Source organism: Labrenzia sp. THAF191a (assembly GCF_009363335.1).
Classification (GTDB): Bacteria; Pseudomonadota; Alphaproteobacteria; order Rhizobiales; family Stappiaceae; genus Roseibium; species Roseibium algicola.
Genome location: NZ_CP045333.1, coordinates 975,551 through 997,437 on the forward strand (window position 1 = coordinate 975,551; position 21,887 = coordinate 997,437).

The window sequence follows — 21,887 nt, forward strand, 5'->3', positions numbered from 1 at the left end:
GATCAGACCTTCTCCACTTCCGGCTTGCCGAGCAGGCCTTCGGGCATGAAGATCAGCACGATCGCCAGGATCGAGAAGGCGGCAACGTCCTTGTACTCTACCGAGAAATAGCCGGACCAGAAGGTCTCGATGAGGCCGATCAGCAACCCGCCGAGCATGGCACCCGGCAGCGAGCCGATACCGCCAAGAACCGCAGCGGTGAAGGCTTTCACGCCGGCCAGGAAGCCGATGTAGAAGTCGATCACGCCGTAGTAGAGCAGGAACATCAGACCTGCGACGGACGCAAGGCCTGCACCCATGACGAAGGTCAGCGAGATCGTCCGATCGACGTTGACACCGACGAGCGACGCCATCTTGCGATCCTGCTCGCAGGCGCGCTGCGCACGGCCCAGAGAGGTCTTGTTGATCAGGAAGGTGAAGCCGACCATCAGCACGACGGTCACCACGATGATCAGGATCTGCGTGTAGGACAGCTGCACGATGAAGCCGGTTCCGTCCGGTCCGCCGTCGCTCAGCGTGAAGCCGCCGGAGATCAAGGGCTGCAGAGGCTTGTTGCGCGCGCCCTGCGAGATCTGAACGAAGTTCTGAAGCGTGATGGAAGCGCCGATCGCGGTGATCAGCGGTGCCAGGCGGAAGGAGCCGCGCAGAGGGCGGTAGGCGATCCGCTCGACCGTCCATCCCCAGGCCGCCGTCAGGGCCATCGAAATGACCAGGACACCGATCAGCGCCAGAATGAGGAGCGCCACTGGCAGGCCTGCCGTGATGCCGAAAGCGACGATGAAGATCAGCGCGATGAAGGCGCCGACCATGAAGATGTCACCATGGGCGAAGTTGATCATCCCGATGATGCCGTACACCATCGTGTAGCCAATGGCGATCAGGCCGTAGATCGACCCTAGCGTCACGCCGTTGATCAGCTGCTGTAGAAAGTAATCCATATTCTTTTTGTTACCCCCGGAAGCCATTGCTGCTTCTTTGAACGAGGCATTTTTGCCTTCATTAAAGCTTCATTAGCAAGTCACGCGAGGTGAGACAATTCCTCTCGTATCCGGCAAAAGATAAAAATAAAAGATTTCCTCTTTTCGAACTTTGAGGAAATTTATTCCACTTTTTAAAAAATCAGGTCAGAAAAATCCGGCCCGGGCGGTACGGTTTCCTTTATCCGTCAAACCGACCAGACGAAGTCTTTCCGGACAGTCTTGTCTCTCCGGAAGTTCCTCCGATAATGTCCCTCGAATCAATCATGGGCAACACCTTGCACGACACCGGCACACAGCAGCTTCAGTTCTTGACCACGAAGGAAGTGGCCGACCTTTTGCGGGTCAAGGAACGCAAGGTTTACGACCTTGCCGCCGCCAACGAGATCCCGCATCGGCGAATCACGGGCAAACTCCTGTTTCCCGCAGCCGAACTGCGGTCCTGGATCGAAGGTCCGACTGCCGCCGCGACACCGGAACGCCCGGGTGTTCTGGCCGGATCACACGACCCCCTGCTGGACTGGGCGGTTCATGCTTCCGGATGCGGACTGGCCATGCTGTGCAACGGCAGCGCGGACGGTCTGAACCGCTTTGTCGCCGGAGACGCCGCCCTTGCCGGCCTGCATCTGCCGGAAGAAAACGGCTGGAATATCGCGTCAATCAGCGAACTGGGCCTGAAGGACGCGGTCTTGATCAGCTGGGCATCCCGCAAACGCGGTCTTCTGGTTTCCCGGGAGGCTGCACCGACTGTTCGATCCGTTGCCGATCTGAAAGGCAGGCGCGTTGCCATGCGCCAGCCGGGCACCGGCACTGCCCTCCTGTTTTCCAGATTGCTTGCCGATGCCGGCCTGAGCGAAGCAGATCTGACCACCGGCCCTGCCACCGCCCACACGGAAAACGATGCGGCGTCGGCCGTTGCCGCCGGTGAAGCCGATGCTGCGCTCGGCATCGAAACCGCGGCAAGACCTTTCAAGCTGGCCTTCGTGCCGCTGGCCGAGGAATGCTTCGACCTGCTTATCGACCGGCGCTCCTTTTTCACCCCGCCGGTTCAGATGCTGTTCGAATTTGCACGAACGTCAGAGTTCCGGGACAAGGCCGCGGCGCTCGGCGGTTATGACCTGGCCGGCCACGGCGCCGTCCGCTGGTTGTCCGCTTGACCCGCGCCGCCTTCAGTGTTCCGGCATACATTCAGGAAAGACAACGATGAGCGATATCCGCCCGCATGAAATTTCGGTTCCGATCCAGGAACCGGACGATGCAAGGCTCTTCTTCATCGGCAGGATCCACACCCCTTGGAAGGACCGCAAGGATTGCCCGCGCCAGGGCAAGGTGGACGGACCGGAGTGCCGGATCGAGATTTTCGAGCCCTGGGTCCCGGCACTGAAGGGCATCGAAGAATACGACAAGATTGAACTGCTTTACTGGCTCGACAAGGCCCGGCGGGATCTCATCGTCCAGAACCCGGCACATAGCGACAACATTTTCGGTACCTTTGCCCTGCGCTCACCCGTCCGGCCGAACCCGATCGGTACCGTTCTGGCAAAACTCGTTTCCGTCGATGGTCCGAACCTGATCGTGCGCGGGCTTGACTGCCTCGACGGCACCCCGCTTATCGACCTGAAACCTGACCGCTGTGCTTTCACACCGAAAGCACCGCCCAAGGACTGAACACTTCACTTGCCCTCTTCGGTCACCTTGACAAGCTCTGCCCGGACCTGACAATCCGGCCCAAAATTCGCGCCCCGACTGGCGCACTGGGAGGAATTCATGCCTACGGAAACCCCTGCCGGCGAAACCGGTATCAACGACGTCGTCTCGATCGAGATCAACGGCTCTGTCGGCCTCATCGCTCTCGACAATCCGCCGGTGAATGCTGCCTCCCACGCGATCCGCTCCGGCTTGTGGCAGGCAGTGGAAACCCTGCAGCAGACCGACGGCATCGAGGTGATCGCGCTTTATGCGAAGGGACGGACCTTCATTGCCGGTGCCGACATTCGGGAATTCGGCAAGCCGCCGCTCGACCCGTGGCTGCCCGAACTGTGTAACTTCATCGAAAGCGCCTCCAGGCCGATCGTCTGCGTCCTGCACGGCACCACGCTTGGTGGCGGCCTGGAAGTTGCCATGTCGTGCCACGCCCGCGTAGCCTTGACGGGATCCAAGGTGGGCTTGCCGGAAGTGACGCTCGGCATTCTGCCGGGCGCCGGCGGCACCCAGCGTGCCCCCCGGCTTGCCGGCATCGCGACGGCTCTCGACATGATTACCAGCGGCAAGCCTATGGGTGCCGACGAGGCCCTGGCCAACGGCCTGATCGACCGGATCGTTGAAGGCGATCCGCGTGACGTTGCCGTCTCCTCCGCCAAGGATCTTCTGGCCGGTAATCTGCCGAACCGCAAGACGGGCGATCTGACCGCCGAACCGAATCCCGCCGCCATTGAGGCGATGCGGGCAAAGCTTGCCAAAAGCCAGCCGCTGCTGTTCTCGCCGCACAAATGTGTCGATGCCGTTGAAGCCTGCCACCTGCCGATCCGCGACGGCATGAAGGAAGAGCGCCGGCTCTACGAGGAATGCATGGCAAGCCCGCAGCGGGCCGGCCTGATCCACGCCTTCTTTTCCGAACGCGCCGTCACCAAGATCCCCGAAGCCACCGCAACCGCGCGCGAGATCAACTCTGTCGGTGTCATCGGCGGCGGCACCATGGGCTCCGGCATCGCAACTGCCATCCTGCTGGCCGGCCTGCCCGTAACCTTGACCGAACGCGACCAGGACGGACTTGACCGCGGTGTCGCGACGATCACCAGGAACCTTGACGGTGCGGTCAAACGCGGCAAGCTTTCGGAAGCTGGCCGCGACGACATTCTGGCCGCAAAACTCAGCACCTCGACGGATCTTGGTGCGTTATCGGATGCAGATCTCGTCATCGAGGCCGTTTTTGAGGACATGGGTGTCAAGCGCGACATCTTCCAGACGCTGGACAAGGTCTGCAAGGCGGGCACCGTGCTTGCGTCCAACACCTCCTATCTCGACATCAACGAGATCGCCGCGACGACCTCCCGTCCGCAGGATGTCATCGGCCTGCACTTCTTCTCGCCCGCCCACGTAATGCGGCTTCTGGAAGTGGTGGTTGCCGACAAGACCGGCGACGACGTGGTTGCGACCGGCTTCGCACTGGCCAGGAAACTGAAGAAGATCGCCGTGCGCTCGGGCGTCTGCGACGGCTTCATCGGCAACCGCATCATGACCTTCTACAAGAAGGTAGCCGATTACATGATGATGGATGGTGCGTCGCCGGAACAGATCGACACCGCCATGCGCGGCTTCGGCTTTGCCATGGGGCCTTACCAGGTGGCCGACCTTGCCGGGCTCGACATCAGCTGGGCAGCCAACAAGCGCCGCGCCGCCACCAGACCCGCCGAGGAACGCTACATTCCGATTGCCGACCGTCTTTGCGAAAACGGCTGGTTCGGACGCAAGACCGGTCAGGGTTTCTACATCTACGATGATAAGGGTTCCCGGCCGAACCCGGAAGCCCTCGCGATCATCGACGCGGAACGGGAGAAGGCCGGTGTCACACCGCGCAACTTCACGGAAGATGAAATCGTCAGCCGCTTCATGACCGCGATGATTTCCGAAGCCGTGCGCGTTCTGGAGGAAGGCATCGCCCTTCGCCCCATAGACATCGACGCCGTCTTCCTCAACGGCTACGGCTTCCCGCGTTTCCGCGGCGGCCCGCTGCACACGGCAGATGTCATCGGCGCGGGTGAACTGGTTCGCCGGATCGAAGAGTATGCCAGGGAAGACGCCTACTACTGGAAAGTCCCGGCTCTCCTGCGGCAGATCGCCGAAACTGGCGGAACCTTTGCGGAGATGAACGCGAAGGGGTGACCAAGAGCGGCAAGCCGCGCCGCTGCGCGTGGTGTTGATGGGTAAAAGCATACGCCACCACACAAGATGTCACCCCGGACGAGCTCTTGCGGCTTTCTGGAAGGTGTCTAGCCTTGTCGGGCCGCCTTCAAGCCGCCAGCGGCGTAGTGCGGAACGCTCTCGCCCAGCTTCAGGCCGAGCTCCGGATTGGAGGCATTTCCGTCGAGGGCGCGTTTCTTGACGCCCTGAAGGATCGCCCCCATGCGGAAGAAGGCGAAGGCCAGGTAGAAACCGAAACCCGGAATGCCGGTGAGCCCCATGCGGGCGCAGTAAGCGTCGATGAAGTCCTGGTCTTCCGGAATGCCCAGCGGCTTCCGGTGAACGCCGGCCAGCCCCCGGCCTTCGGTGCCGGGCGGGTGCTGCCACTGCATGATCAAGGCTGCCAGATCCGCAAACGGATGACCGATGGTCGACAGCTCCCAATCGAGCACGGCAACGCAGGCTGGCCCATCTACCGCGAACAAGAGGTTGTCGATGCGATAGTCGCCATGCACCAGTGTGCGCCGTCCATCGTCTTCGGGCACATTGGTGTCTAGCCAGGCGATGAGTTCGTCCATCGCGGGAATAGGGCCGGTTTCACTTGCCCGGTATTGCTTGGTCCAGCGGTCGATCTGGCGGCGGTAGTAATTCCCGCCGGGGCCGTAGTCGGCAAGCTCGCGCGCTTCCAGATCAATGCCATGGATGGCCGCCAGGACGCGGTTCAGCTCGTCATAGATGCCGCGCCGTGTTTGCGGATCCAGATCCGGCAATCGCGGTTCATCGAAATTCCGGCCCCGGACGAGATCCATGACGTAGAACGCAGACCCGATCACGCTGTCGTCCTCGCACAGAACATGCATGCGGGCGACCGGCACATCCGACCCGGCCAGCGCCTTTTGCACGCGGAACTCACGCTCGACGGCATGCGCTGATTTCAGCAGCACACCGGGTGGTTTGCGGCGAAGGACATAGTCACCAGACGCTGCGCTGAGCCGGAACGTGGGGTTGGACTGCCCCCGGTTGAACTTCTCGGCCTTGAGCGGGCCCCTGAAGCCGGGAAGGGACCGTTCCAGCCAGCTACTTAGGGCCGTGAGGTCGAGGTCCGTGCCCGGGGTCATGAGCGGGATGTCCGTGTGGTGAAACCCATTCCTTGAACCAGTCCATCGGCCGTTGTCTTCCTCACCTCCTCATCCTGAGGAAGCGCGCAGCGCTGTCTCGAAGGATGGGCGGCAAACACTGGAGCAAGGGGCCCATCCTTCGAGACGCCGCAAGGGCGGCTCCTCAGGATGAGGAAAGGGGTGGACGGGGTCTCTGTTTCGGAGAGCCGCTTCACCTGCAGCGGACACTCCATCCTCACAGCTTCCCGTTGGAATATTTCCGCAGCTCCGTGCGCGCAACCTGGCGACGGTGGACGGCGTCGGGACCATCGGCAAAGCGCAGGGTGCGCAGGTGGGTCCACATGGCCGCCAACGGAAAATCCTGGCTGATGCCGGCGGCGCCATGCACCTGCATGGCCTCGTCGACAACCTTCAGGGCGGTGAGCGGCGCCACCACCTTGATCTGGCTGATCCATGGTTGCGCGGCGCGGGTGCCCTGCGTGTCCATCACCCAGGCTGCCTTGAGGCAGAGCAGACGGGCCATTTCAATTTCCATGCGCGCATTGGCGATGATGTCGTAATTGGCGCCAAGATCCATCAGCTTCTTGCCGAAGGCCTCCCGGCCCATGGCTCGCCTGCACAGAAGTTCCAGCGCCTTTTCCGCCTGGCCGATGGCCCGCATGCAGTGGTGAATGCGGCCCGGACCAAGGCGTCCTTGTGCAACCTCGAAACCCCGACCTTCGCCCAGCACGAGGTCTTCCTGCGGCACCCGCACATTGGTGAAGCGGATGTGCATGTGGCCGTGCGGCGCATCGTCGGCGCCGAAGACATGCATCGGCCGCAGCACTTCAATGCCCTCGGCATCCGCCGGGATCAGGAACATGGAATGGCGGCTGTGCTTGTGGGCGTCCGGATCGGTTGCGGCCATGACGATATAGAGCGCGCAGCGCGGATCGCCCGCACCCGTTGCCCACCACTTGTCGCCATTCAGCACCCAGGCATCGCCATCGCGCACAGCCGTCAGCGCGATGTTGGTGGCATCCGAGGAGGCAACATCGGGCTCTGTCATCAGATAGGCCGAGCGGATATCGCCCCGAAGCAGAGGCTTCAGCCACTTTTCCTTGTGCGCCTCGGTGCCGTAGCGCTCCAGCACTTCCATATTGCCGGTGTCGGGGGCATTGCAGTTGAAGACTTCCGCGGCAATGCCGACCTTGCCCATTTCCTCGGCCAGATAGGCATATTCCACGGTCGTCAGGCCGAAGCCCTTTTCGCTGTCCGTCAGCCAGAAATTCCAGAGCCCGCGTTCCTTGGCCATGGCCTTGAGGCTGTTCAGAATTTCAAGCTGGCGATCCGTCATCCGGAACCGATCACCGGACGGGTGACGCCCGACTTCCTCGTGATATTCCCGGTCGAGAGGAGCGATTTCGGTTTCCACCATCTGGCGCACCTGCTCGATCAGCGGCCGCACCCGGTCGGTCATTCCAAGATCCATCACTTCCCCCTAACAGATATCGGCGCGCAGCCGCTCAATGGCGGAGCGGTATTCGGTTTCCAGGCGCTCGACCACGGCGGCTGCCGGCCCGACGGACTTGATCGCTCCGATGCCCTGGCCAGCGCCCCAGATTTCCCGCCAGGCCTTCGGCTTGGGACTGTCGTCCGGCACGACGCTGACATCCCACTCGTCCGGCAGATGATCGGGATCAAGACCGACCTTGCGAATGGAGCCTTTCAGGTAGTTGGCAGGATGCCCGGTAAAGAGCGAAGATGTCAGCACGTCCTCGGCCCCGCCTGCGACCATCATCTCCTTGTAGGTCCGGTCCGCGTTGGCTTCCTCCGTCGCAACGAAGGGCGAGCCGACATAGCCGAGATCGGCGCCCAGAACGCGGGCCGCCAGCAGGGCTTCGCCGGTGGAGATGGCCCCGCCCAGAAGCAGCGGACCGTCGAACCATTCCCGGATCTCGCGCACCAGCGCGAAAGGCGACTGCGGTCCACCGTGGCCACCCGCCCCTGCCGCGACCGCAATCAGCCCGTCGGCGCCTTTTTCGACGGCCTTTTTTGCGTAGGTGTTGTTGATGACATCATGCAGGGCGATACCGCCGCAGGAATGGGCCGCCTCGTTCACTTCGACCCGCGCGCCCATGGACGTGATCCAGACAGGCACCTTCCACCGCGTGCAGATCTCGACATCCCGCTCCAGCCGCTCGTTGGACCGATGGACAATCTGGTTGACCGCAAAAGGCGCGGCAGGCCGATCCGGATTTTCCTGGTTGTGCCGGTCCAGCTCTTCGGTGATCTCCTTCAGCCAGGCTTCCAGAACCACCGGGCCGCCGGGCTCGTCGCGCGCGTTGAGCGCCGGAAAACTGCCGACAATGCCGGCCTTGCACTGGGCAATCACCAGTTTCGGACAGGACACGATGAAAAGCGGCGCCGCGACGGCCGGAAGCCTCAGGTCCTGCAGCGCCTTGGGAAGGGATCTTGCCTTCAACATGATTTGTCTGCCTCTCCTTCCAGGTAGAACCGGTTGAGCCATTCGGCGACCAGCGCAGGCCGCTTGCCGTTCTCGATCTCCACCGTCGACTGCCAGACGATATCGACCTCCTGCGGTTTCGGCCTTGAAAGACGGGCGAGGACAAACCGCCCGCGGACCCGGCTGCCTGCTTTGACGGGCGCAAGAAAGCGCACCTTGTCGAAACCGTAATTGATGCCCATCGTGGCGCCTTCGATCTTCGGCTGGGCTTCGACAGCCATCGCGGAAAGCAGCGACAGCGTCAGAAAGCCGTGCGCAATGGTGCCGCCGAACGGTGTTTCCGCCGCCCTTTCAGGATCAACATGGATGAACTGGTGGTCCTGCGTCACTTCGGCAAAAGCGTCTATCCTGGCCTGGTCGATCAGGTACCAGGAGGACACGCCAACCTCCGTTCCGACAAGCGTTTCCAGCTCGCTTGCGGCAAGGGTGCGTGGCAACGTATCAGCGCTCACTCAATAGGCCTCCTGGAAGAGGTCAGGCCCGGTTTCCACATTGATGCCGCCGCTGATGGGCAGAATGGCACCGGTGATATAGGCCCCGCCTCGCCCACACAGATATTGCATGGCGGCTGCGATATCCTCCGGTCGGCCGACACGGCCGAGTGGCACCTGGGCTCCCACGCGCGAGCGAACATCCTCGTCCGCCGTTGCAAAGGCCGTCATGTTGCTGACGAAAGGTCCCGGGGCCAGCGCATTGACTGTGATGCGCCGTGCCGCCAGCTCCTTGGCGAGGATCCGCGTCAGATGATGAACAGCAGCCTTGGAGGCCGCATAGCTGTAGGCCCTGTCGCCATGGGCCGTTTCCCCCATGACCGAGCCGACGTTGACAACCCGTGCAGGATCGTCGTCGCTCGCGCCAGCTTCCAGAAGCGGCAAAAGGCCTTGCGTCAGCTGGAACAACCCGGTGACATTGACCCGCATCACCCGTTCCCAGGCATGATAGGGAAAGTCGCCAAGCGGCTGGCCCCAGCTTGTGCCGGCATTGTTCATCAGAATTTCCAGACTGCCTGCGCGCTTGCCGATTTCGCCCACCAGCGCTGCAACACCTTCTTCCGTTGCAACGTCTCCGGCAAAGCCTTCCGCCTTTCCGGAATAGCCGAGCGCGTTCAGCTCTTCGGCAGCCGCTTGGCAGGCTTCCGGCTTGCGGCTGGCGATCATCACCCGTGCACCGGCTGCTACCAGCCCCTCGGCGGCCATGCGGCCGACCCCGGTCGCGCCGCCCGTGACCAGTGCCGTTTTGCCGCCAAGGCCGAACAAGCGATCAGGCGTCATGCGGTGCCTCCGGAAACTGTTTTCTTAAAGTAAGTTTCGACACCTTGCCCGTTGCCGTCATCGGCAACGCATCGACGAAGACGACGTCATCCGGCACCTGCCATTTTGCGACCCGTTCCGCCAGATGGCAGAGGATCTCCTCCTTCTGCGGCTGCGCTTCGTCCGACGGCTGAACGATGAGCAGCGGACGCTCGTCCCACTTGGCGTCGGGTACCGCGATCACCGCGCAATTCGCCACGCCCGGATGGGACATGACGATGTTTTCCAGATCGAGCGAGCTGATCCATTCGCCGCCCGACTTGATGAGATCCTTGGAACGGTCCGTGATCGTCAGGAAACCCTCGGGACTGATGGCGGCGATATCGCCGGTGCAGAACCAACCTTCCTTGTCGAACACGGGTTTCGAGGCTTCCGGATCCTCGTAATAGCCGGAAGTGATCGTGTTGCCGCGCACATAGAGATGGCCCGGGGTCGTTCCGTCATGCGGCAGGCGATTGCCGGCATCATCGACGATCTTCATGTCGACACCAAAGATCCGCCGCCCCTGGCTCTGCTTCCTGTCGATGCGCTGGTCGAACGGCAGATCCGCCATCTCCGGCGGCAGGTTGCACTGGGTGCCGAGCGGGCTCATTTCCGTCATGCCCCAGGCATGGCAGACGTTGATGCCCTGTTTTTCGAAGGCCTCGATCAGAGAGCGCGAGGCAGCCGATCCGCCAACGACGATATCGCCGAAGCCTTCGGGAATGCGGCCGCGCTGGCGGATCTCGTTCATGAGACCTATCCAGACGGTCGGCACACCCCAGGCGGAGAAGACCTTTTCGCGGTCCATCAGGTCGAACAGGCTTTTGCCGTCCAGTGCGCCGCCCGGAAAAATCAGGCTGGAGCCGGAAAGCGGCGCGCCATAAGGCAGGCCCCAGGCATTGACGTGAAACAGCGGCACCACCGGCAAGATGCGCGAGCCCTCGTTGAGGACCCGGGGAATGGTGACGCACATGTCGTAGGCATGCAGCACCGTGGAGCGATGCGAATAGAGCGTGCCCTTCGGATTGCCCGTGGTGCCGGACGTGTAACAAAGCCCGGCGGCCTGGTCCTCGTCGAAATCCGGCCAGTCCATTTCACCCGGCTGTCCGTCAAGAATTTCCTCGTAACAGAGCACACCTTCCAGTGTCGTTTCGGGCATATGCGCACGATCCGTCATGATGACGATGCGCAGATCTGCCGGAAAATGCGGCCGCAGCTTTTCCACGATCGGCACGAAGGTGAGATCAACGAACAGCACCCGGTCCTGGGCGTGATTGACGATATAGATCATCTGTTCCGCCGAAAGACGCGGATTGATGGTGTGGCAGATGGCGCCGATGCCGGAAATTGCATAATAGAGCTCGAAATGGCGGTAGCCATTCCAGGCAAGTGTCGCCACCCGGTCGCTTTCAGCGATGCCGAGTGCCTTCAGGCCATGAGCCAGCCGGGCGATCCGGCCGGCGGTTTCCTTGTAGGTGGTGCGGTGAATATCGCCTTCCGTCCTCACGGACACGATCTCACCGGCCGGATAGGTATCCGCTGCAAAGGTGATGAGGTCCGCGATTTTCAGCGGACGGTGCATCATCATTCCCTTCATGTGTTTCCTCCCAGAACACGGCCGCTTCATACGGTCCCTCAAAGGGTTGAAGGGGAAGCCTAGCGCGCGGCTGACGCGCTGGAAAGGTCAATTTCCTCAGATGGCTTTTCCCGAAACCCTTTGACAGCGGCAGGCACATGCGCCAAACCCTGCCCAACCCAAGAGGAATGGTTGAGACCCCTTCATGACCCAGAAACTGGTCATTGCCGTTTGCACCGCGCAGCGGCCGAAAATGCTGCAGGCGTGCCTGGATAGCCTCGACAATCTGATCGCGCCCGCGAACACGCAGATGGCGATCGTCGTTGTGGAAAACGATCCCGTGCCGCATTTCACAGGTGCTGCAGCAGAAGATGTGAAGAAGAGGCTGTCTCTACCGGTTTTCTTCCATCACGAAAAACGCAAGGGCATTCCCTTTGCCCGCAACACGGCCTTGGACGCGGCGCTGGAACACAATCCGGACTGGGTGGCGCTGATCGATGACGACGAACGCGCAGAACCGGACTGGATCGAAAAACTTCTGGCCGCCTGCCTGGAACACAAGGCCGAAGTCGCCAACGGGCCCGTGCGCCGAATTTATGAAAAGCCGGCCCCGCACTGGTGGAAATCGCAGCTCCTGAAGCCGCGGCCGACCGGCTCGATCATCACCGAAGCACCGACCAACAACGTTCTGCTGAGCGGCCGTATCATCGCGCGGGACGGCCTTGGCCTGCGGTTCGACGAACGCCTGACCTTCGGCAGCGAGGATATCGACTTCTTCCGCCGCACCCATGCGGCCGGCGCAAAGATGATCTGGGTGGATGATGCCTTTGTCGAAGAGGACATTCCGGCCTCGCGCGTCACCACCGGCCGCCTGCTGAGCCGCATGCACATGGCGGCAACTTCCGGCGCGTTCAACATCGTGCTGCGCGAAGGCCGGCTGAAGGCCGCCCTGCATTTCATTCCCAAAAGCCTGCGGCGCATGTTCTTCGGCCTGCTGGCGACAATCGTCGGTTTCGTCTTGAAACCCTTCGCCAGAAAGCGCGGCGAGAAACTCTTCTACTATGGCCTGATCCGTCTCATGAAAGGCTCCGGCAACCTGCGCGGACTTCTGGGCCGGGCGCATAACTACTACGATGTGATCGATGGTCACTGACACGCAGATGCAGCCGAAAAAACTCGCCCATATTCATCTTGGCGTTGATGGCGGGGCAGAACGGTTCTTCGTGCGCCTGACAGGCGCCCTTGCCCGGCGGGGCGTGGAGCAGATCGCCTTCATTCGAAAGGACCGGCCCTGGCGCGATGACCTTGCCAGACACTGTGATGTGCGCGAGATGACCTTCAGCCGCTCGCACCTGAAACGCCATGTCATCCGCTGGGACATTGCCCGCCAGATCAAGGCATTCGGTGCGCGTACCACCATGGGCTGGATGAGCCCGGCCAGCAAATGGATGCCGAAACCCGGCCCCAGCATGCGCACCTTCCTGCGCCTTGGCGACTGGCCGGACGGCTTCCACACCTATGGCAATGTTGAGGACCTGATCGGCAACACGCCGGAGATCATCCGCCAGGCCATCGAAATGGGCTGGCCTGCGGAACGTGCCCATGTGATCAGCAACTTCGTCGATCCGTTGCCCGCGGATCTGAAGCCGGTCAACCGGGCGGACCACAACACGCCGGAAGACGCCACGGTGCTGATCCACCTCGGCCGTTTCGTCGAACGCAAGCGCTTCGACCTTGCCATTCAAACGGTCGCCGGCCTGCCGGAGACCGTTCATGCCTGGCTGATCGGCGACGGTGAGCTGATGTCCGACATGAAGGCACTGGCATCAAACCTCGGCGTTCAGGACCGCGTCCACTTTCTCGGCTGGCAACGCGACCCCTCGCCTTTCCTGAAAGCTGCCGATATCCTGCTGTGCCCGACCGACGAAGAACCGCTCGGCAATGTTGTCCTGGAAGGCTGGACCGCCGGGCTGCCCGTTGTCGCCACCGCCTCGCCGGGCCCAAGCTGGCTGATCGACCACGGCAAGACCGGGCTATTGTCCCCCTGCGGGGATGTTGACGGGCTGGTGGGGTCGGTCAAACAGCTGCTCGGCAAGCCGGATCAGGAAAATGCATTGGTTGACGGTGGCAAACGCCGCCTTGAAGGCCAGTTTTCCGAAGACGCCATTTGCGAGACCTATTCCACACTGCTTTTCGAGAGCTGATACCGATTACCGCAAGGCAACCCACGCAGGCGCGAACATGAAAAAGAAAAAAAGATTATACAATTTCATCGTCCGTCACCCGAACCGGCGCACCTTCGCGAAGCTTTTCAATTGGTATGTCACCTTCTCGAATGCGCTGCGGAGCAAGAAGCGCTGGAACATCAAGGTTGTTTCAGATGAGCCGGTCTTCCGCGTTCGGGACGACAAGGGCCAGGAGATCTCCTTTCTTCATAGCGAGCGCGTCGGCTTCTACCGTTACGGTGTTCAGCCGAGAACCAAGGGCCTTCTGGACGACTATTTCATCGACCCGGCAACGATTTCAGACGGCGACGTGGTCATCGATTGCGGTGCGAACATAGGCGAAATAGGCCTCGGATTGCGCCTTGAAGGCAAGTCCATCCGCTACATCGCCTTCGAACCCGGCCGGGACGAGGCAGCCTGCTGCCAGCTCAACAACCCGGATGGCGTTGTCGAACAACGGGCCCTCTGGCACGAAAAGACGACGCTCAAATTCTACGAAAAATCGGACACGGCCGATTCCTCTCTGATCGAGTTTTCAGGCTACGGCTCTGTTGTCGAGGTCGAAACGACCACACTCGACGACTACTGCGAAGAAAATGACATCCGTTCAATCAAACTGCTGAAGATCGAAGGCGAAGGGGCAGAACCCGAAATTCTCAAAGGTGCTGCAAAGATCCTGGACCGCGTCCAATACATCTGCGTCGACTGCGGCCCCGAACGCGGCCTCACCAAAGAACCCACACTGCCAGCCGTGTGCCATTTTCTGGTTGAGCGGGGGTTCAGGTTTGAAAAGATTTCAACGAAGAGACTGACGGCGCTGTTTGTGAGACATTAGCATTAAGATAAATAGATATTGAAGTATACAGTAGAAATGACATCTGATCTAAAGGCGTTCCCAGCCAGCTGGGATCAAGTCTATGGTTTTCATCGATTGGGAGTTAAACCATTTGTTAGGCACAATTACGCGCTTATCCTTATTAGGGTTTAGCCACGCGCCCCACCAGCTGAATGTACTATTTGCAGTAATGTGGTTTTGGCAGACTGACATTAGGTACATGTCCTCGAAGTCATGACCGTCTTCATCGGGCTCAACCCAAATGACATTGCAATCTAATTCAATATTTTTCTTAACCCAATCAATGTCATCGGAAAAAACAACTGGTGTAATCTCCACTGAATTTTTTCTAATTTCTTGTATTGCCTTAGCGTACCATTCAGGTTCGCACGTTCCATGAAATGCGTTTGCCTTCGCGTTGCTAACGTAATCACCCCGTCTAACGTGAATAGAGACAGGTTTTCTGGAGGCCAGTATTTCTTTAAAGATTTTCTCTCGGCTTTGAGCAAGTTCTTTTTTAAGCACAAACTCCTTTCGGATATGGGTTTCGATATTTTTAAAATATTTCTCACTTTGCCAATATCCAGAAAAATAAGTCGATGTTTTCAATTTCAACACTTCGGGATTGAATGTGAAGCCCTCTTCTTTCACATAATTTATTGATCTGCGATTTGTAAATGGAAACTTAAATTCTCTCTTTTTCTTTTTTACTTGATTAATTTCTTCTCTGGAAGCAATCTCAGCTTTTATGTTTAACCTATCAAGTAAAAATGAATGAGGTTTATAATTCTCGTAACTTGAAATATCCAATTTCAATGGCATGCTAGACTGCTCAGACAGTGATCGTCCCATAGCATACTGAAACATCTGATTGCCAAGGCCACCAGTTATTTGAACAATAATCAACTGACTTATACTTTCCTTGATACGTCTCTTTCCAGATATTTAGAAAAACTATTTATGTTTCCAACGGCCTATATATGGAATGTTTACAAAAAATCGCCACAAAGAGTCATTCAAACGAATGAAGCGAGTATTTTTCTTAAATTCTTTTGGACGACTACCGCGCCGTTTTCCTTGCCAAATTTCGGAGTCAACCTCCGAAGTAGCACCGTGCGAGACAGGGAAGGGTTGAATCCCGAAACTCTCAACGCCGTGACTCCAAAACCTATCCAAATGAACATCAACCGGTTCGTACCAAACTTCAGCCTTACTAATCAGCTTCTTTGCAGCAAGTGGTGAAAGAGCATATGACGATGTCCCGTGCGGACCTCGCTTAAAACGAACGATTTTCAGTTCTCCTATTTGCTCGCAGATCGCATATTTTCTGATTTTGTGTCCGGAAAAACGGAGGAGACCGTATTCGTGAATTTTTTGAACAGCAAGCTCATATGCTGAATTGAAATTAAAGTTGAACTCAATGTCATCTTCTAAAATCAGAATTGGCTTATCTTTTTCAACGCAGAGCTGCCAAAGAAGGAAATGACTAGCATAACAACCAAGTTCCCCAGGTGCGAGTTCGAACCCATAATGCTTTAGCGCAGAACGCTCACTATATCTTACAAACAGGGGGTGATTTTCGATTCGACCATCAACCGCATCAAAAAACTCGTAGGGAATGTTCAATGCATCAAGTTTCGTAGACATTTCAGATCTACGTTTTTCTGATCGCTCCAAGTTTACAACATATGTGTCTATTGTTTTGGGCTGTTTCATTCGATGCGACCGTGCCATTTCGTTAATTGCTACCAACTAATACCTGTCGACAACGGCTCATACATACCACTTTCTTCACACAAAGGTTACACTGAAATATGGATGTCACCAAATAGCGTTCGTATCCGAAACATTTGTTGAAAACGCCATTTTAACGTGTCGGAGAATGGATAGTCGATCATATTTCTTGGTTTTGTATAAAATTTGCAGTCGCGCTAAGGCCTAGTCTAGGAAATTGCTTCAGGCGTTAGTTGTGTGTAATCATCCTCCAATAATAACATCAAGCTCAACGCTAGGAAGATTTTTCGCAATGCTAAGCTGGATAAAACGTCTATTTCTTATTCGTAAACAATCTTCACTTCAAAACTCGGAGAATGAAGCGCCGCTTACAGAAGTAAAACGGTGGTTTCGAGATAAGGGAGATGAGACATTGAGATTATCATATCCACTTAATGAGGATTCAACCGTATTTGATTTGGGAGGGTTTCAAGGTGACTTTGCAAACCAAATCAACATTCGGTACCGTTGCTACGTTTATTTGTTCGAGCCTAGTGTTGAGTTTTTTGAGAAATGTGAAAAAAGGTTTACTCAAAACTCAAAAGTACATTGTTTTAATTTTGGACTATCTGACGAGAACGGTCGATTTAACCTCTCCAATGAAGGTGACGGCTCATCCATACTACATAGATCTGACGCGAATGGCATCGAAACTGTGACTGTTAAGAAATTTTCAGATGTTTTCGACTCTTTACATATCAAGAATGTCGATCTTATCAAGATAAATATAGAAGGCTCTGAATATCAACTCCTAGATCACATGATCTCGTCGGGATTGATTGGAAAATTTGAAAATATACAAGTACAGTTTCATGACTTTGTAGATAATGCAAAAGAACTGCGGAACACGCTCACAGAGAAACTTTCGAAAACACATCATAGAACATGGTGCTATGAGTTTGTTTGGGAGAATTGGCAGAAAAATTCCAACTAATCCAATCGAACTGTTTTTCTGTAAACAACAATTGGCTACTCGCCTAATAAATTTACAATCCTACGCGATAGGCGTTTACGATATCGTTTGAGAGTTGAGGTATTCTTTATGAAAAACTTTTCCGACTCAAGTTTTTTGTAACCTCCGGATTCATCTTGATTTAAAGAGATAGCTATCTTTGCCAGAACAGAAAACAAATTGTGTTCAAACAAGACTCTTCGCCTACTTTCTTTTAATAGATTTTCGGATTCTTCGGCTAAACTCGAGTTAATAATACGCTCTATTTTCGAAATAGATTCTTCCGTATCTCGAATGTCGATTTTTGATAGTGCGCCTTCTGGGAAGTAGTTATCTACGTTTGGACAACCGTGATATATTGGGTATGTCAGAGTTAAGAAAGGGTCTGAGAGTTTTTCGGTCCAATAATCTAAGATTGCGCAGTTTTCTAATGAGATATGATATTTATACTGTGAAAGAGCTTCCATTTTATCTGTAAACGAGCAAATGTTCCGGCCAAAATAGTCAATTCTATCTCCGAAATGAGACTTAAGAGCGTCCACAAAGCGCAATCTCGCTCTATGTTCCTCCGTAAACGCCTTATCTGACGAAATTACAGAGATCAATTTAGATTTCTTAGGTTGGTAGTCACTGAAAAAATCGAAGGTAAGTGGAACATTACTTAATCGGTTGAATTCGCTCCAAACACCAACATGCCAAGGCAATCCAGGCTGCTGATAGACAGCATTTGGGTGTTGGCTAGTCTTGTCAGTCGTCACGATGAGATCAAATTGTCTCAAAAAATTTGAAGAATATACTTTCACGTTCTGAGGTTCTGAAGCTATAAACACGCATTTTCGAGCTTTAATTTTACCGCAATATTTTATTGGCAATGCATCAAACACAAAAAGTATATCACAATTTTCCAAATTATTGGAAAAATCAAAATAAACATTGTTCCAGATTGGTTCTAGATTGGGAAATTGACGCGTCCAAACCCATTTTTCCGACGAAGACACAAAAGCTGCTTTTATCAACAATATCTCCGCAAAAGTTTGAGGACAAAACCGCTACGATAGTTCGCGGACACTTCGATTAGCTGTTTAATATTACGATTCTCAAAAATATCTAGAGAACCAAATCTCATTTCTTGAATTGCAAATTACAACCCTCTGCAAGAATAAACTAAATTTGACCGTTAACAACCGCAGTTAGAACCCGATCCAAGACTTCAAATTCATCCGATAGCGAGAAGTGATGATTCCCAATGAAGAAACCATTTTGGTCAAGATCATTTGCATTTTTGAGCTCGCCATGAATTGAATAATCAAACCACTTCATCGTTTGGTTTTTTGTAAAATTACCGGCGACGATAGGGCGTACTTCGATACCTGACTTGTTCATTGCAGCAATGATCTGCCCTCTATCATAGCCCATGTCTGATTTGACGGTGAATGCGAACCCAAACCAGCTGCTCTGGCCAATTTCCCGTTGAATTCTCAGGAATGGGTATTTTTCCATCAAATCACGAAACTTTTCAGCATTCCTCCGACGCTCAAGCACCATATCTGGAAGCTTCTTAAGTTGTTCGAGCCCTATTGCGCCACTCATCTCCAAAGGGCGTACATTGTAACCAGGTAAAATGAACCGGAACGATTCCTCGAAAGGATTATCGCTCATTGGGGCGACATGATTTTCTTTAGGTAAGTTACGCGTCCAACCGTGTGCACGAAGGCAAAGAAGAATATGATACAATTCTTCGTCGTCGGTTGTGATCAAGCCACCTTCCATTGTGGAGATGTGATGGCTGAAGAACGAACTGTAACTTCCCATTAGTCCGAACGTACCAGCTTGTTTACCGTCAAACAGTGCACCTAAAGACTCGCAGTTGTCCTCTAGTAGCAAGATGTCCCTGCCTTCGACAATTTTGTTTATAGCTGCGAAGTCATTGGGATTTCCGAGTAGATTTACAACCATGATGACTTTAGTTGCGGGCGTGATTGCCTCTTCCAACTGTGCCAGGTCGTAATTTAGAGTTTCGGCATCGACGTCAACGAACCTAAGTTTCAGCCCATACTGATAAAGGGGATAATAGGTGGTACTCCAGGACACTGCGGGGACAATTACTTCCGTGCCCGGCAGAATGGGTGCGTTCGACCTATATCGCAACGCTGCAACCATGAGCAAATTTGCAGAAGAGCCGGAATTGACCATGACTGCATGATTGCTGCCTACAAACCTTGCAAATTCCTGTTCAAACTCAGCGACTTTCTTCCCCATTGTGAAAATGCCGGACTCAATTACTCGCTGAAGCGCCTCATATTCACGCTCGTCCCAAGTTGTACTTGCAAGTGGGTAATTCATTTCATTCTCCAAGGGACAGGAAATATTCGTAGGCCTGGCGAATACCGTCATTCAGGCTCGTCCTGGGCTTCCAGCCCATTTCGGACTGCAGGCTGACATCTAGCAATTTTCGCTTCATGCCTACCGGCTTGGTCAGATCATGCGTAAATTTGCCGGAATAGCCTATAACATTAGATGCTATTTCGTAGTATTCATTAATGGTGAAGTCTTTTCCAACACCAACATTTGCTACCGTTGGCAGCTTCTCAAACTTCCCCAAGAAGAAAACGATTGCGTCCGCCAAGTCCTCTGCAAACATGAATTCTCTGCGCGCTTCTCCTGTTCCCCAGATCTCAACCGTTTTGTTTTTGGCAAGTGTTGCCTGATGAATTTTGCGTATGACAGCAGGAACCAAATGGGAGACAGCAGGATCAAATTTATCGAAGCGTCCATACAAGTTGCATGGAATTATTGTTTTATATTGAAACTCTGGCGTTTCACGAACGATGTATTCGCAGAGCCTTGCAACGGCACACTTGGCAAGAGCGTAGCCCTCGTTGGTGGGTTCCAATGAGGCGCTGAGAACTTGAGATTCTTTGAGGGGCGCGTCCTGATCCTTGGGATACATACAAGAACTGCCGATATTCAGGAGTTGAGGAACCCCTGCAGACCGAGCAGCCGTAACCAAGTTGCTGCCCATATTCCAATTGTCGGTCAAAAAGCGGACTGGGCTCGCGATATTGGCTTGAATCCCGCCAACGACGCCGGCGGCGTGCACAATGATGTCCGGCTTCTCTCGCTTCAGAAAAGCTTCGGTTTGGTCGAAATTCAGAAGATTGAGTTTCGAGCTGTCGGGAGCAATAAATTCAAAGTTGTCGAGGCGCTCATGTGCGAGCAAATTCTTCCCAACCATACCGGAACCGCCGGTCAGCAAAACTCTTGGCATTATAATCCGAATCCCTGAAGCATTTAAGGCTAAGGCTTCATTTCCCGCAGATCGCTTGTAACCATTTCCGAAATGAGATCGCGAACACTTCGATCATGCTTCCAGCCCAGTTTTTCGAATGCTTTCGTGGCATCACCAAGCAGTAGATCGACTTCGGTCGGACGGAAGTACCGAGGGTCGATCTCAACAACAACCTTTCCGGTTGCCGCATCGACCCCTTTTTCATCTACCCCGGAACCTTGCCAATCTAACGCAATATCCACTTCAGAGAATGACCAATTAACAAAATCACGCACCGAGGTAGTCTTGCCCGTCGCCAGAACATAATCATCCGCCTTGTCCTGCTGCAGCATCAGCCACATGCCACGAACATAGTCTTTGGCGTGTCCCCAGTCGCGTTCGGCGTCCAGGTTGCCGAGGTAGAGCTTGTCCTGTAGGCCCAGTTTGATCGCGGCGGCAGCGCGGGTGATCTTGCGGGTCACGAAGGTTTCGCCGCGGATCGGGCTTTCGTGGTTGAAGAGAATGCCGTTGCTGGCGTGCATGCCGTAGGCTTCGCGGTAGTTGACGACGATCCAATAGGCGTAAAGCTTTGCCGCGGCATAGGGGCTTCTTGGATAAAAGGGAGTGGTCTCCGACTGCGGAACTTCCTGTACCTTGCCGTAGAGCTCAGACGTGGATGCCTGGTAGAAGCGCGTTTTCTCGCTCAACCCGAGAAGCCGGATGGCCTCAAGCAGGCGCAGGGTACCGAGGGCATCCGCGTTTCCCGTATATTCCGGTGTTTCAAAGGATACCTGAACGTGGCTCTGCGCGGCGAGGTTATAGACCTCGTCCGGCTGCGTTTCCTGCATGATGCGGATGAGGTTGGTAGAATCCGTCATGTCGCCATAGTGCAGATGCAGCTTCACATCACGGTCGTGCGGGTCCTGATAGAGATGATCGATCCGTCCTGTGTTGAACGACGACGACCGTCTCTTGATGCCGTGAACCGTATAGCCTTTCTCGAGCAGCAGTTCTGCGAGATAGGCGCCGTCCTGGCCAGTAATCCCGGTGATGAGAGCTGTTTTTTGCATCGGACTCTTTTGTCTCAATCCAGTTCCGTTAGAGCTTCTTCAAGAAGCAATGCGGACGGAGTTTCATTTTTGCGGCGCAAGTGATTGGCAGTGTTGGCAACCGGTGGGTCATTCGCTGGCGTCCGACCGGCACCTCAATTCGCACCGAAGATTCCGGCGTTATAGTCGGTTCCAAAATCAAAAGAAAGAGAACCCTGACCTCCGAGTGCTTTGAACATGTACTGGCAACAGCAAAAGTCATAATGATATAGCGGCGCGCAGATCAAAGATTGCTGGCGTTCAGGCTGATGGCTTGGCATAACCGCGGCGGCAACGAACCGCCAGGTGCATTCAGGCGATTTCAAGCACGGGTGGATTATCGGTGGTCACTTCCGGCTTCATTTGCAGACAGGTTT

20 protein-coding genes are annotated in these 21,887 nt (G+C 55.5%); 7 read left to right on the forward strand and 13 right to left on the reverse strand.

Features of this window, described 5'->3' with window-relative positions:
- Positions 1-2: 2 nt before the first annotated feature.
- The gene (locus FIV05_RS04530) at positions 3-938 is read right to left on the reverse strand and encodes a branched-chain amino acid ABC transporter permease (protein WP_022999209.1); all 936 of its coding nucleotides are present in this window, start codon (positions 936-938) and stop codon (positions 3-5) included.
- A gap of 287 nt (positions 939-1,225) precedes the next feature.
- Between FIV05_RS04530 and FIV05_RS04535 the strand changes: the two genes are divergently transcribed.
- The 3 genes from FIV05_RS04535 to FIV05_RS04545 all read left to right on the forward strand — a co-directional run bounded on the left by FIV05_RS04535 (position 1,226) and on the right by FIV05_RS04545 (position 4,859).
- Positions 1,226-2,134, forward strand: coding sequence for a helix-turn-helix transcriptional regulator (locus FIV05_RS04535; protein WP_209009853.1), 909 nt, complete (start codon positions 1,226-1,228; stop codon positions 2,132-2,134).
- 46 nt (positions 2,135-2,180) lie between these two features.
- Positions 2,181-2,645: a tRNA (N6-threonylcarbamoyladenosine(37)-N6)-methyltransferase TrmO gene (gene tsaA / locus FIV05_RS04540; protein WP_152504921.1), complete on the forward strand. Its 465-nt coding sequence runs from the start codon at positions 2,181-2,183 to the stop codon at positions 2,643-2,645.
- A gap of 99 nt (positions 2,646-2,744) precedes the next feature.
- On the forward strand, positions 2,745-4,859 hold the full coding sequence (locus tag FIV05_RS04545; RefSeq protein ID WP_152508807.1) for a 3-hydroxyacyl-CoA dehydrogenase NAD-binding domain-containing protein: 2,115 nt from the start codon (positions 2,745-2,747) through the stop codon (positions 4,857-4,859).
- A gap of 107 nt (positions 4,860-4,966) precedes the next feature.
- Here the strand turns inward: FIV05_RS04545 and FIV05_RS04550 are convergent, their stop codons facing one another.
- The 6 genes from FIV05_RS04550 to FIV05_RS04575 all read right to left on the reverse strand — a co-directional run bounded on the left by FIV05_RS04550 (position 4,967) and on the right by FIV05_RS04575 (position 11,390).
- Positions 4,967-5,995 carry a phosphotransferase family protein gene (locus FIV05_RS04550; protein WP_152508808.1) on the reverse strand — a complete coding sequence of 343 codons (1,029 nt, stop codon included), beginning with the start codon at positions 5,993-5,995 and terminating at the stop codon, positions 4,967-4,969.
- A 235-nt stretch (positions 5,996-6,230) separates the two neighbouring features.
- On the reverse strand, positions 6,231-7,466 hold the full coding sequence (locus FIV05_RS04555; RefSeq protein ID WP_152508809.1) for an acyl-CoA dehydrogenase family protein: 1,236 nt from the start codon (positions 7,464-7,466) through the stop codon (positions 6,231-6,233).
- A gap of 9 nt (positions 7,467-7,475) precedes the next feature.
- Positions 7,476-8,462, reverse strand: coding sequence for a nitronate monooxygenase family protein (locus FIV05_RS04560; RefSeq protein ID WP_152508810.1), 987 nt, complete (start codon positions 8,460-8,462; stop codon positions 7,476-7,478).
- Positions 8,456-8,953 carry a MaoC family dehydratase gene (locus tag FIV05_RS04565; RefSeq protein ID WP_152508811.1) on the reverse strand — a complete coding sequence of 166 codons (498 nt, stop codon included), beginning with the start codon at positions 8,951-8,953 and terminating at the stop codon, positions 8,456-8,458. Before FIV05_RS04565 ends, FIV05_RS04560 begins: the two co-directional genes overlap by 7 nt.
- Entirely contained in the window at positions 8,954-9,772 is an 819-nt protein-coding gene (locus FIV05_RS04570) for an SDR family NAD(P)-dependent oxidoreductase (protein WP_152508812.1), read from the reverse strand. It abuts the gene before it with no gap.
- Complete coding sequence (locus FIV05_RS04575; RefSeq protein WP_152508813.1) at positions 9,762-11,390, reverse strand: long-chain fatty acid--CoA ligase; 1,629 nt, start codon at positions 11,388-11,390, stop codon at positions 9,762-9,764. The genes FIV05_RS04570 and FIV05_RS04575 overlap by 11 nt, the downstream gene beginning before the upstream one ends.
- A 184-nt stretch (positions 11,391-11,574) precedes the next feature.
- On the opposite strand from FIV05_RS04575, the gene FIV05_RS04580 reads away from it, so the two are divergent.
- The 3 genes from FIV05_RS04580 to FIV05_RS04590 are packed head-to-tail and all read left to right on the forward strand — an operon-like array spanning position 11,575 to position 14,429.
- The gene (locus tag FIV05_RS04580) at positions 11,575-12,522 is read left to right on the forward strand and encodes a glycosyltransferase (RefSeq protein WP_152508814.1); all 948 of its coding nucleotides are present in this window, start codon (positions 11,575-11,577) and stop codon (positions 12,520-12,522) included.
- The gene (locus tag FIV05_RS04585; RefSeq protein WP_152508815.1) at positions 12,512-13,573 is read left to right on the forward strand and encodes a glycosyltransferase; all 1,062 of its coding nucleotides are present in this window, start codon (positions 12,512-12,514) and stop codon (positions 13,571-13,573) included. Before FIV05_RS04580 ends, FIV05_RS04585 begins: the two co-directional genes overlap by 11 nt.
- A gap of 37 nt (positions 13,574-13,610) precedes the next feature.
- Entirely contained in the window at positions 13,611-14,429 is an 819-nt protein-coding gene (locus FIV05_RS04590; RefSeq protein ID WP_173013770.1) for an FkbM family methyltransferase, read from the forward strand.
- 48 nt (positions 14,430-14,477) lie between these two features.
- Here FIV05_RS04590 and FIV05_RS04595 read toward each other — a convergent pair whose 3' ends face one another.
- Both FIV05_RS04595 and FIV05_RS04600 read right to left on the reverse strand, forming a co-directional pair.
- The gene (locus tag FIV05_RS04595; RefSeq protein ID WP_173013771.1) at positions 14,478-15,335 is read right to left on the reverse strand and encodes an alpha-1,2-fucosyltransferase; all 858 of its coding nucleotides are present in this window, start codon (positions 15,333-15,335) and stop codon (positions 14,478-14,480) included.
- 48 nt (positions 15,336-15,383) lie between these two features.
- Positions 15,384-16,145 (reverse strand): glycosyltransferase family 25 protein, encoded by a 762-nt coding sequence (locus tag FIV05_RS04600; protein WP_173013772.1) that lies wholly within the window; start codon positions 16,143-16,145, stop codon positions 15,384-15,386.
- A gap of 310 nt (positions 16,146-16,455) precedes the next feature.
- On the opposite strand from FIV05_RS04600, the gene FIV05_RS32035 reads away from it, so the two are divergent.
- Entirely contained in the window at positions 16,456-17,136 is a 681-nt protein-coding gene (locus FIV05_RS32035) for an FkbM family methyltransferase (protein WP_152508819.1), read from the forward strand.
- 35 nt (positions 17,137-17,171) lie between these two features.
- Here FIV05_RS32035 and FIV05_RS04610 read toward each other — a convergent pair whose 3' ends face one another.
- The 4 genes from FIV05_RS04610 to gmd form a co-directional block, all read right to left on the reverse strand.
- Positions 17,172-18,170, reverse strand: coding sequence for a glycosyltransferase family 10 (locus FIV05_RS04610; RefSeq protein WP_173013773.1), 999 nt, complete (start codon positions 18,168-18,170; stop codon positions 17,172-17,174).
- A gap of 148 nt (positions 18,171-18,318) precedes the next feature.
- Positions 18,319-19,497 carry a DegT/DnrJ/EryC1/StrS family aminotransferase gene (locus FIV05_RS04615; protein WP_152508821.1) on the reverse strand — a complete coding sequence of 393 codons (1,179 nt, stop codon included), beginning with the start codon at positions 19,495-19,497 and terminating at the stop codon, positions 18,319-18,321.
- Between the two features lies 1 nt (position 19,498).
- Positions 19,499-20,422, reverse strand: a complete 924-nt coding sequence (locus FIV05_RS04620) for a GDP-L-fucose synthase (RefSeq protein WP_152508822.1) — start codon at positions 20,420-20,422, stop codon at positions 19,499-19,501.
- Between the two features lie 29 nt (positions 20,423-20,451).
- Positions 20,452-21,492, reverse strand: a complete 1,041-nt coding sequence (gene gmd, locus FIV05_RS04625) for a GDP-mannose 4,6-dehydratase (RefSeq protein WP_152508823.1) — start codon at positions 21,490-21,492, stop codon at positions 20,452-20,454.
- Positions 21,493-21,887: the final 395 nt, after the last annotated feature.

Excerpts from the sequence above, each read along its gene's own strand:
- FIV05_RS04620 (WP_152508822.1), bottom strand. The coding sequence starts at position 20,422 with ATGCCAAGAGTTTTGCTGACCGGCGGTTCCGGTATGGTTGGGAAGAAT.
- FIV05_RS04535 (WP_209009853.1), top strand. The coding sequence starts at position 1,226 with ATGTCCCTCGAATCAATCATGGGCAACACCTTGCACGACACCGGCACA.
- FIV05_RS04585 (WP_152508815.1), top strand. The coding sequence starts at position 12,512 with ATGGTCACTGACACGCAGATGCAGCCGAAAAAACTCGCCCATATTCAT.
- FIV05_RS32035 (WP_152508819.1), top strand. The coding sequence starts at position 16,456 with ATGCTAAGCTGGATAAAACGTCTATTTCTTATTCGTAAACAATCTTCA.
- FIV05_RS04560 (WP_152508810.1), bottom strand. The coding sequence starts at position 8,462 with ATGTTGAAGGCAAGATCCCTTCCCAAGGCGCTGCAGGACCTGAGGCTT.
- FIV05_RS04590 (WP_173013770.1), top strand. The coding sequence starts at position 13,611 with ATGAAAAAGAAAAAAAGATTATACAATTTCATCGTCCGTCACCCGAAC.
- FIV05_RS04545 (WP_152508807.1), top strand. The coding sequence starts at position 2,745 with ATGCCTACGGAAACCCCTGCCGGCGAAACCGGTATCAACGACGTCGTC.
- FIV05_RS04615 (WP_152508821.1), bottom strand. The coding sequence starts at position 19,497 with ATGAATTACCCACTTGCAAGTACAACTTGGGACGAGCGTGAATATGAG.
- FIV05_RS04555 (WP_152508809.1), bottom strand. The coding sequence starts at position 7,466 with ATGGATCTTGGAATGACCGACCGGGTGCGGCCGCTGATCGAGCAGGTG.
- tsaA (WP_152504921.1), top strand. The coding sequence starts at position 2,181 with ATGAGCGATATCCGCCCGCATGAAATTTCGGTTCCGATCCAGGAACCG.
- FIV05_RS04570 (WP_152508812.1), bottom strand. The coding sequence starts at position 9,772 with ATGACGCCTGATCGCTTGTTCGGCCTTGGCGGCAAAACGGCACTGGTC.
- FIV05_RS04580 (WP_152508814.1), top strand. The coding sequence starts at position 11,575 with ATGACCCAGAAACTGGTCATTGCCGTTTGCACCGCGCAGCGGCCGAAA.
- FIV05_RS04550 (WP_152508808.1), bottom strand. The coding sequence starts at position 5,995 with ATGACCCCGGGCACGGACCTCGACCTCACGGCCCTAAGTAGCTGGCTG.
- FIV05_RS04575 (WP_152508813.1), bottom strand. The coding sequence starts at position 11,390 with ATGAAGGGAATGATGATGCACCGTCCGCTGAAAATCGCGGACCTCATC.
- gmd (WP_152508823.1), bottom strand. The coding sequence starts at position 21,492 with ATGCAAAAAACAGCTCTCATCACCGGGATTACTGGCCAGGACGGCGCC.
- FIV05_RS04600 (WP_173013772.1), bottom strand. The coding sequence starts at position 16,145 with ATGAAACAGCCCAAAACAATAGACACATATGTTGTAAACTTGGAGCGA.
- FIV05_RS04530 (WP_022999209.1), bottom strand. The coding sequence starts at position 938 with ATGGATTACTTTCTACAGCAGCTGATCAACGGCGTGACGCTAGGGTCG.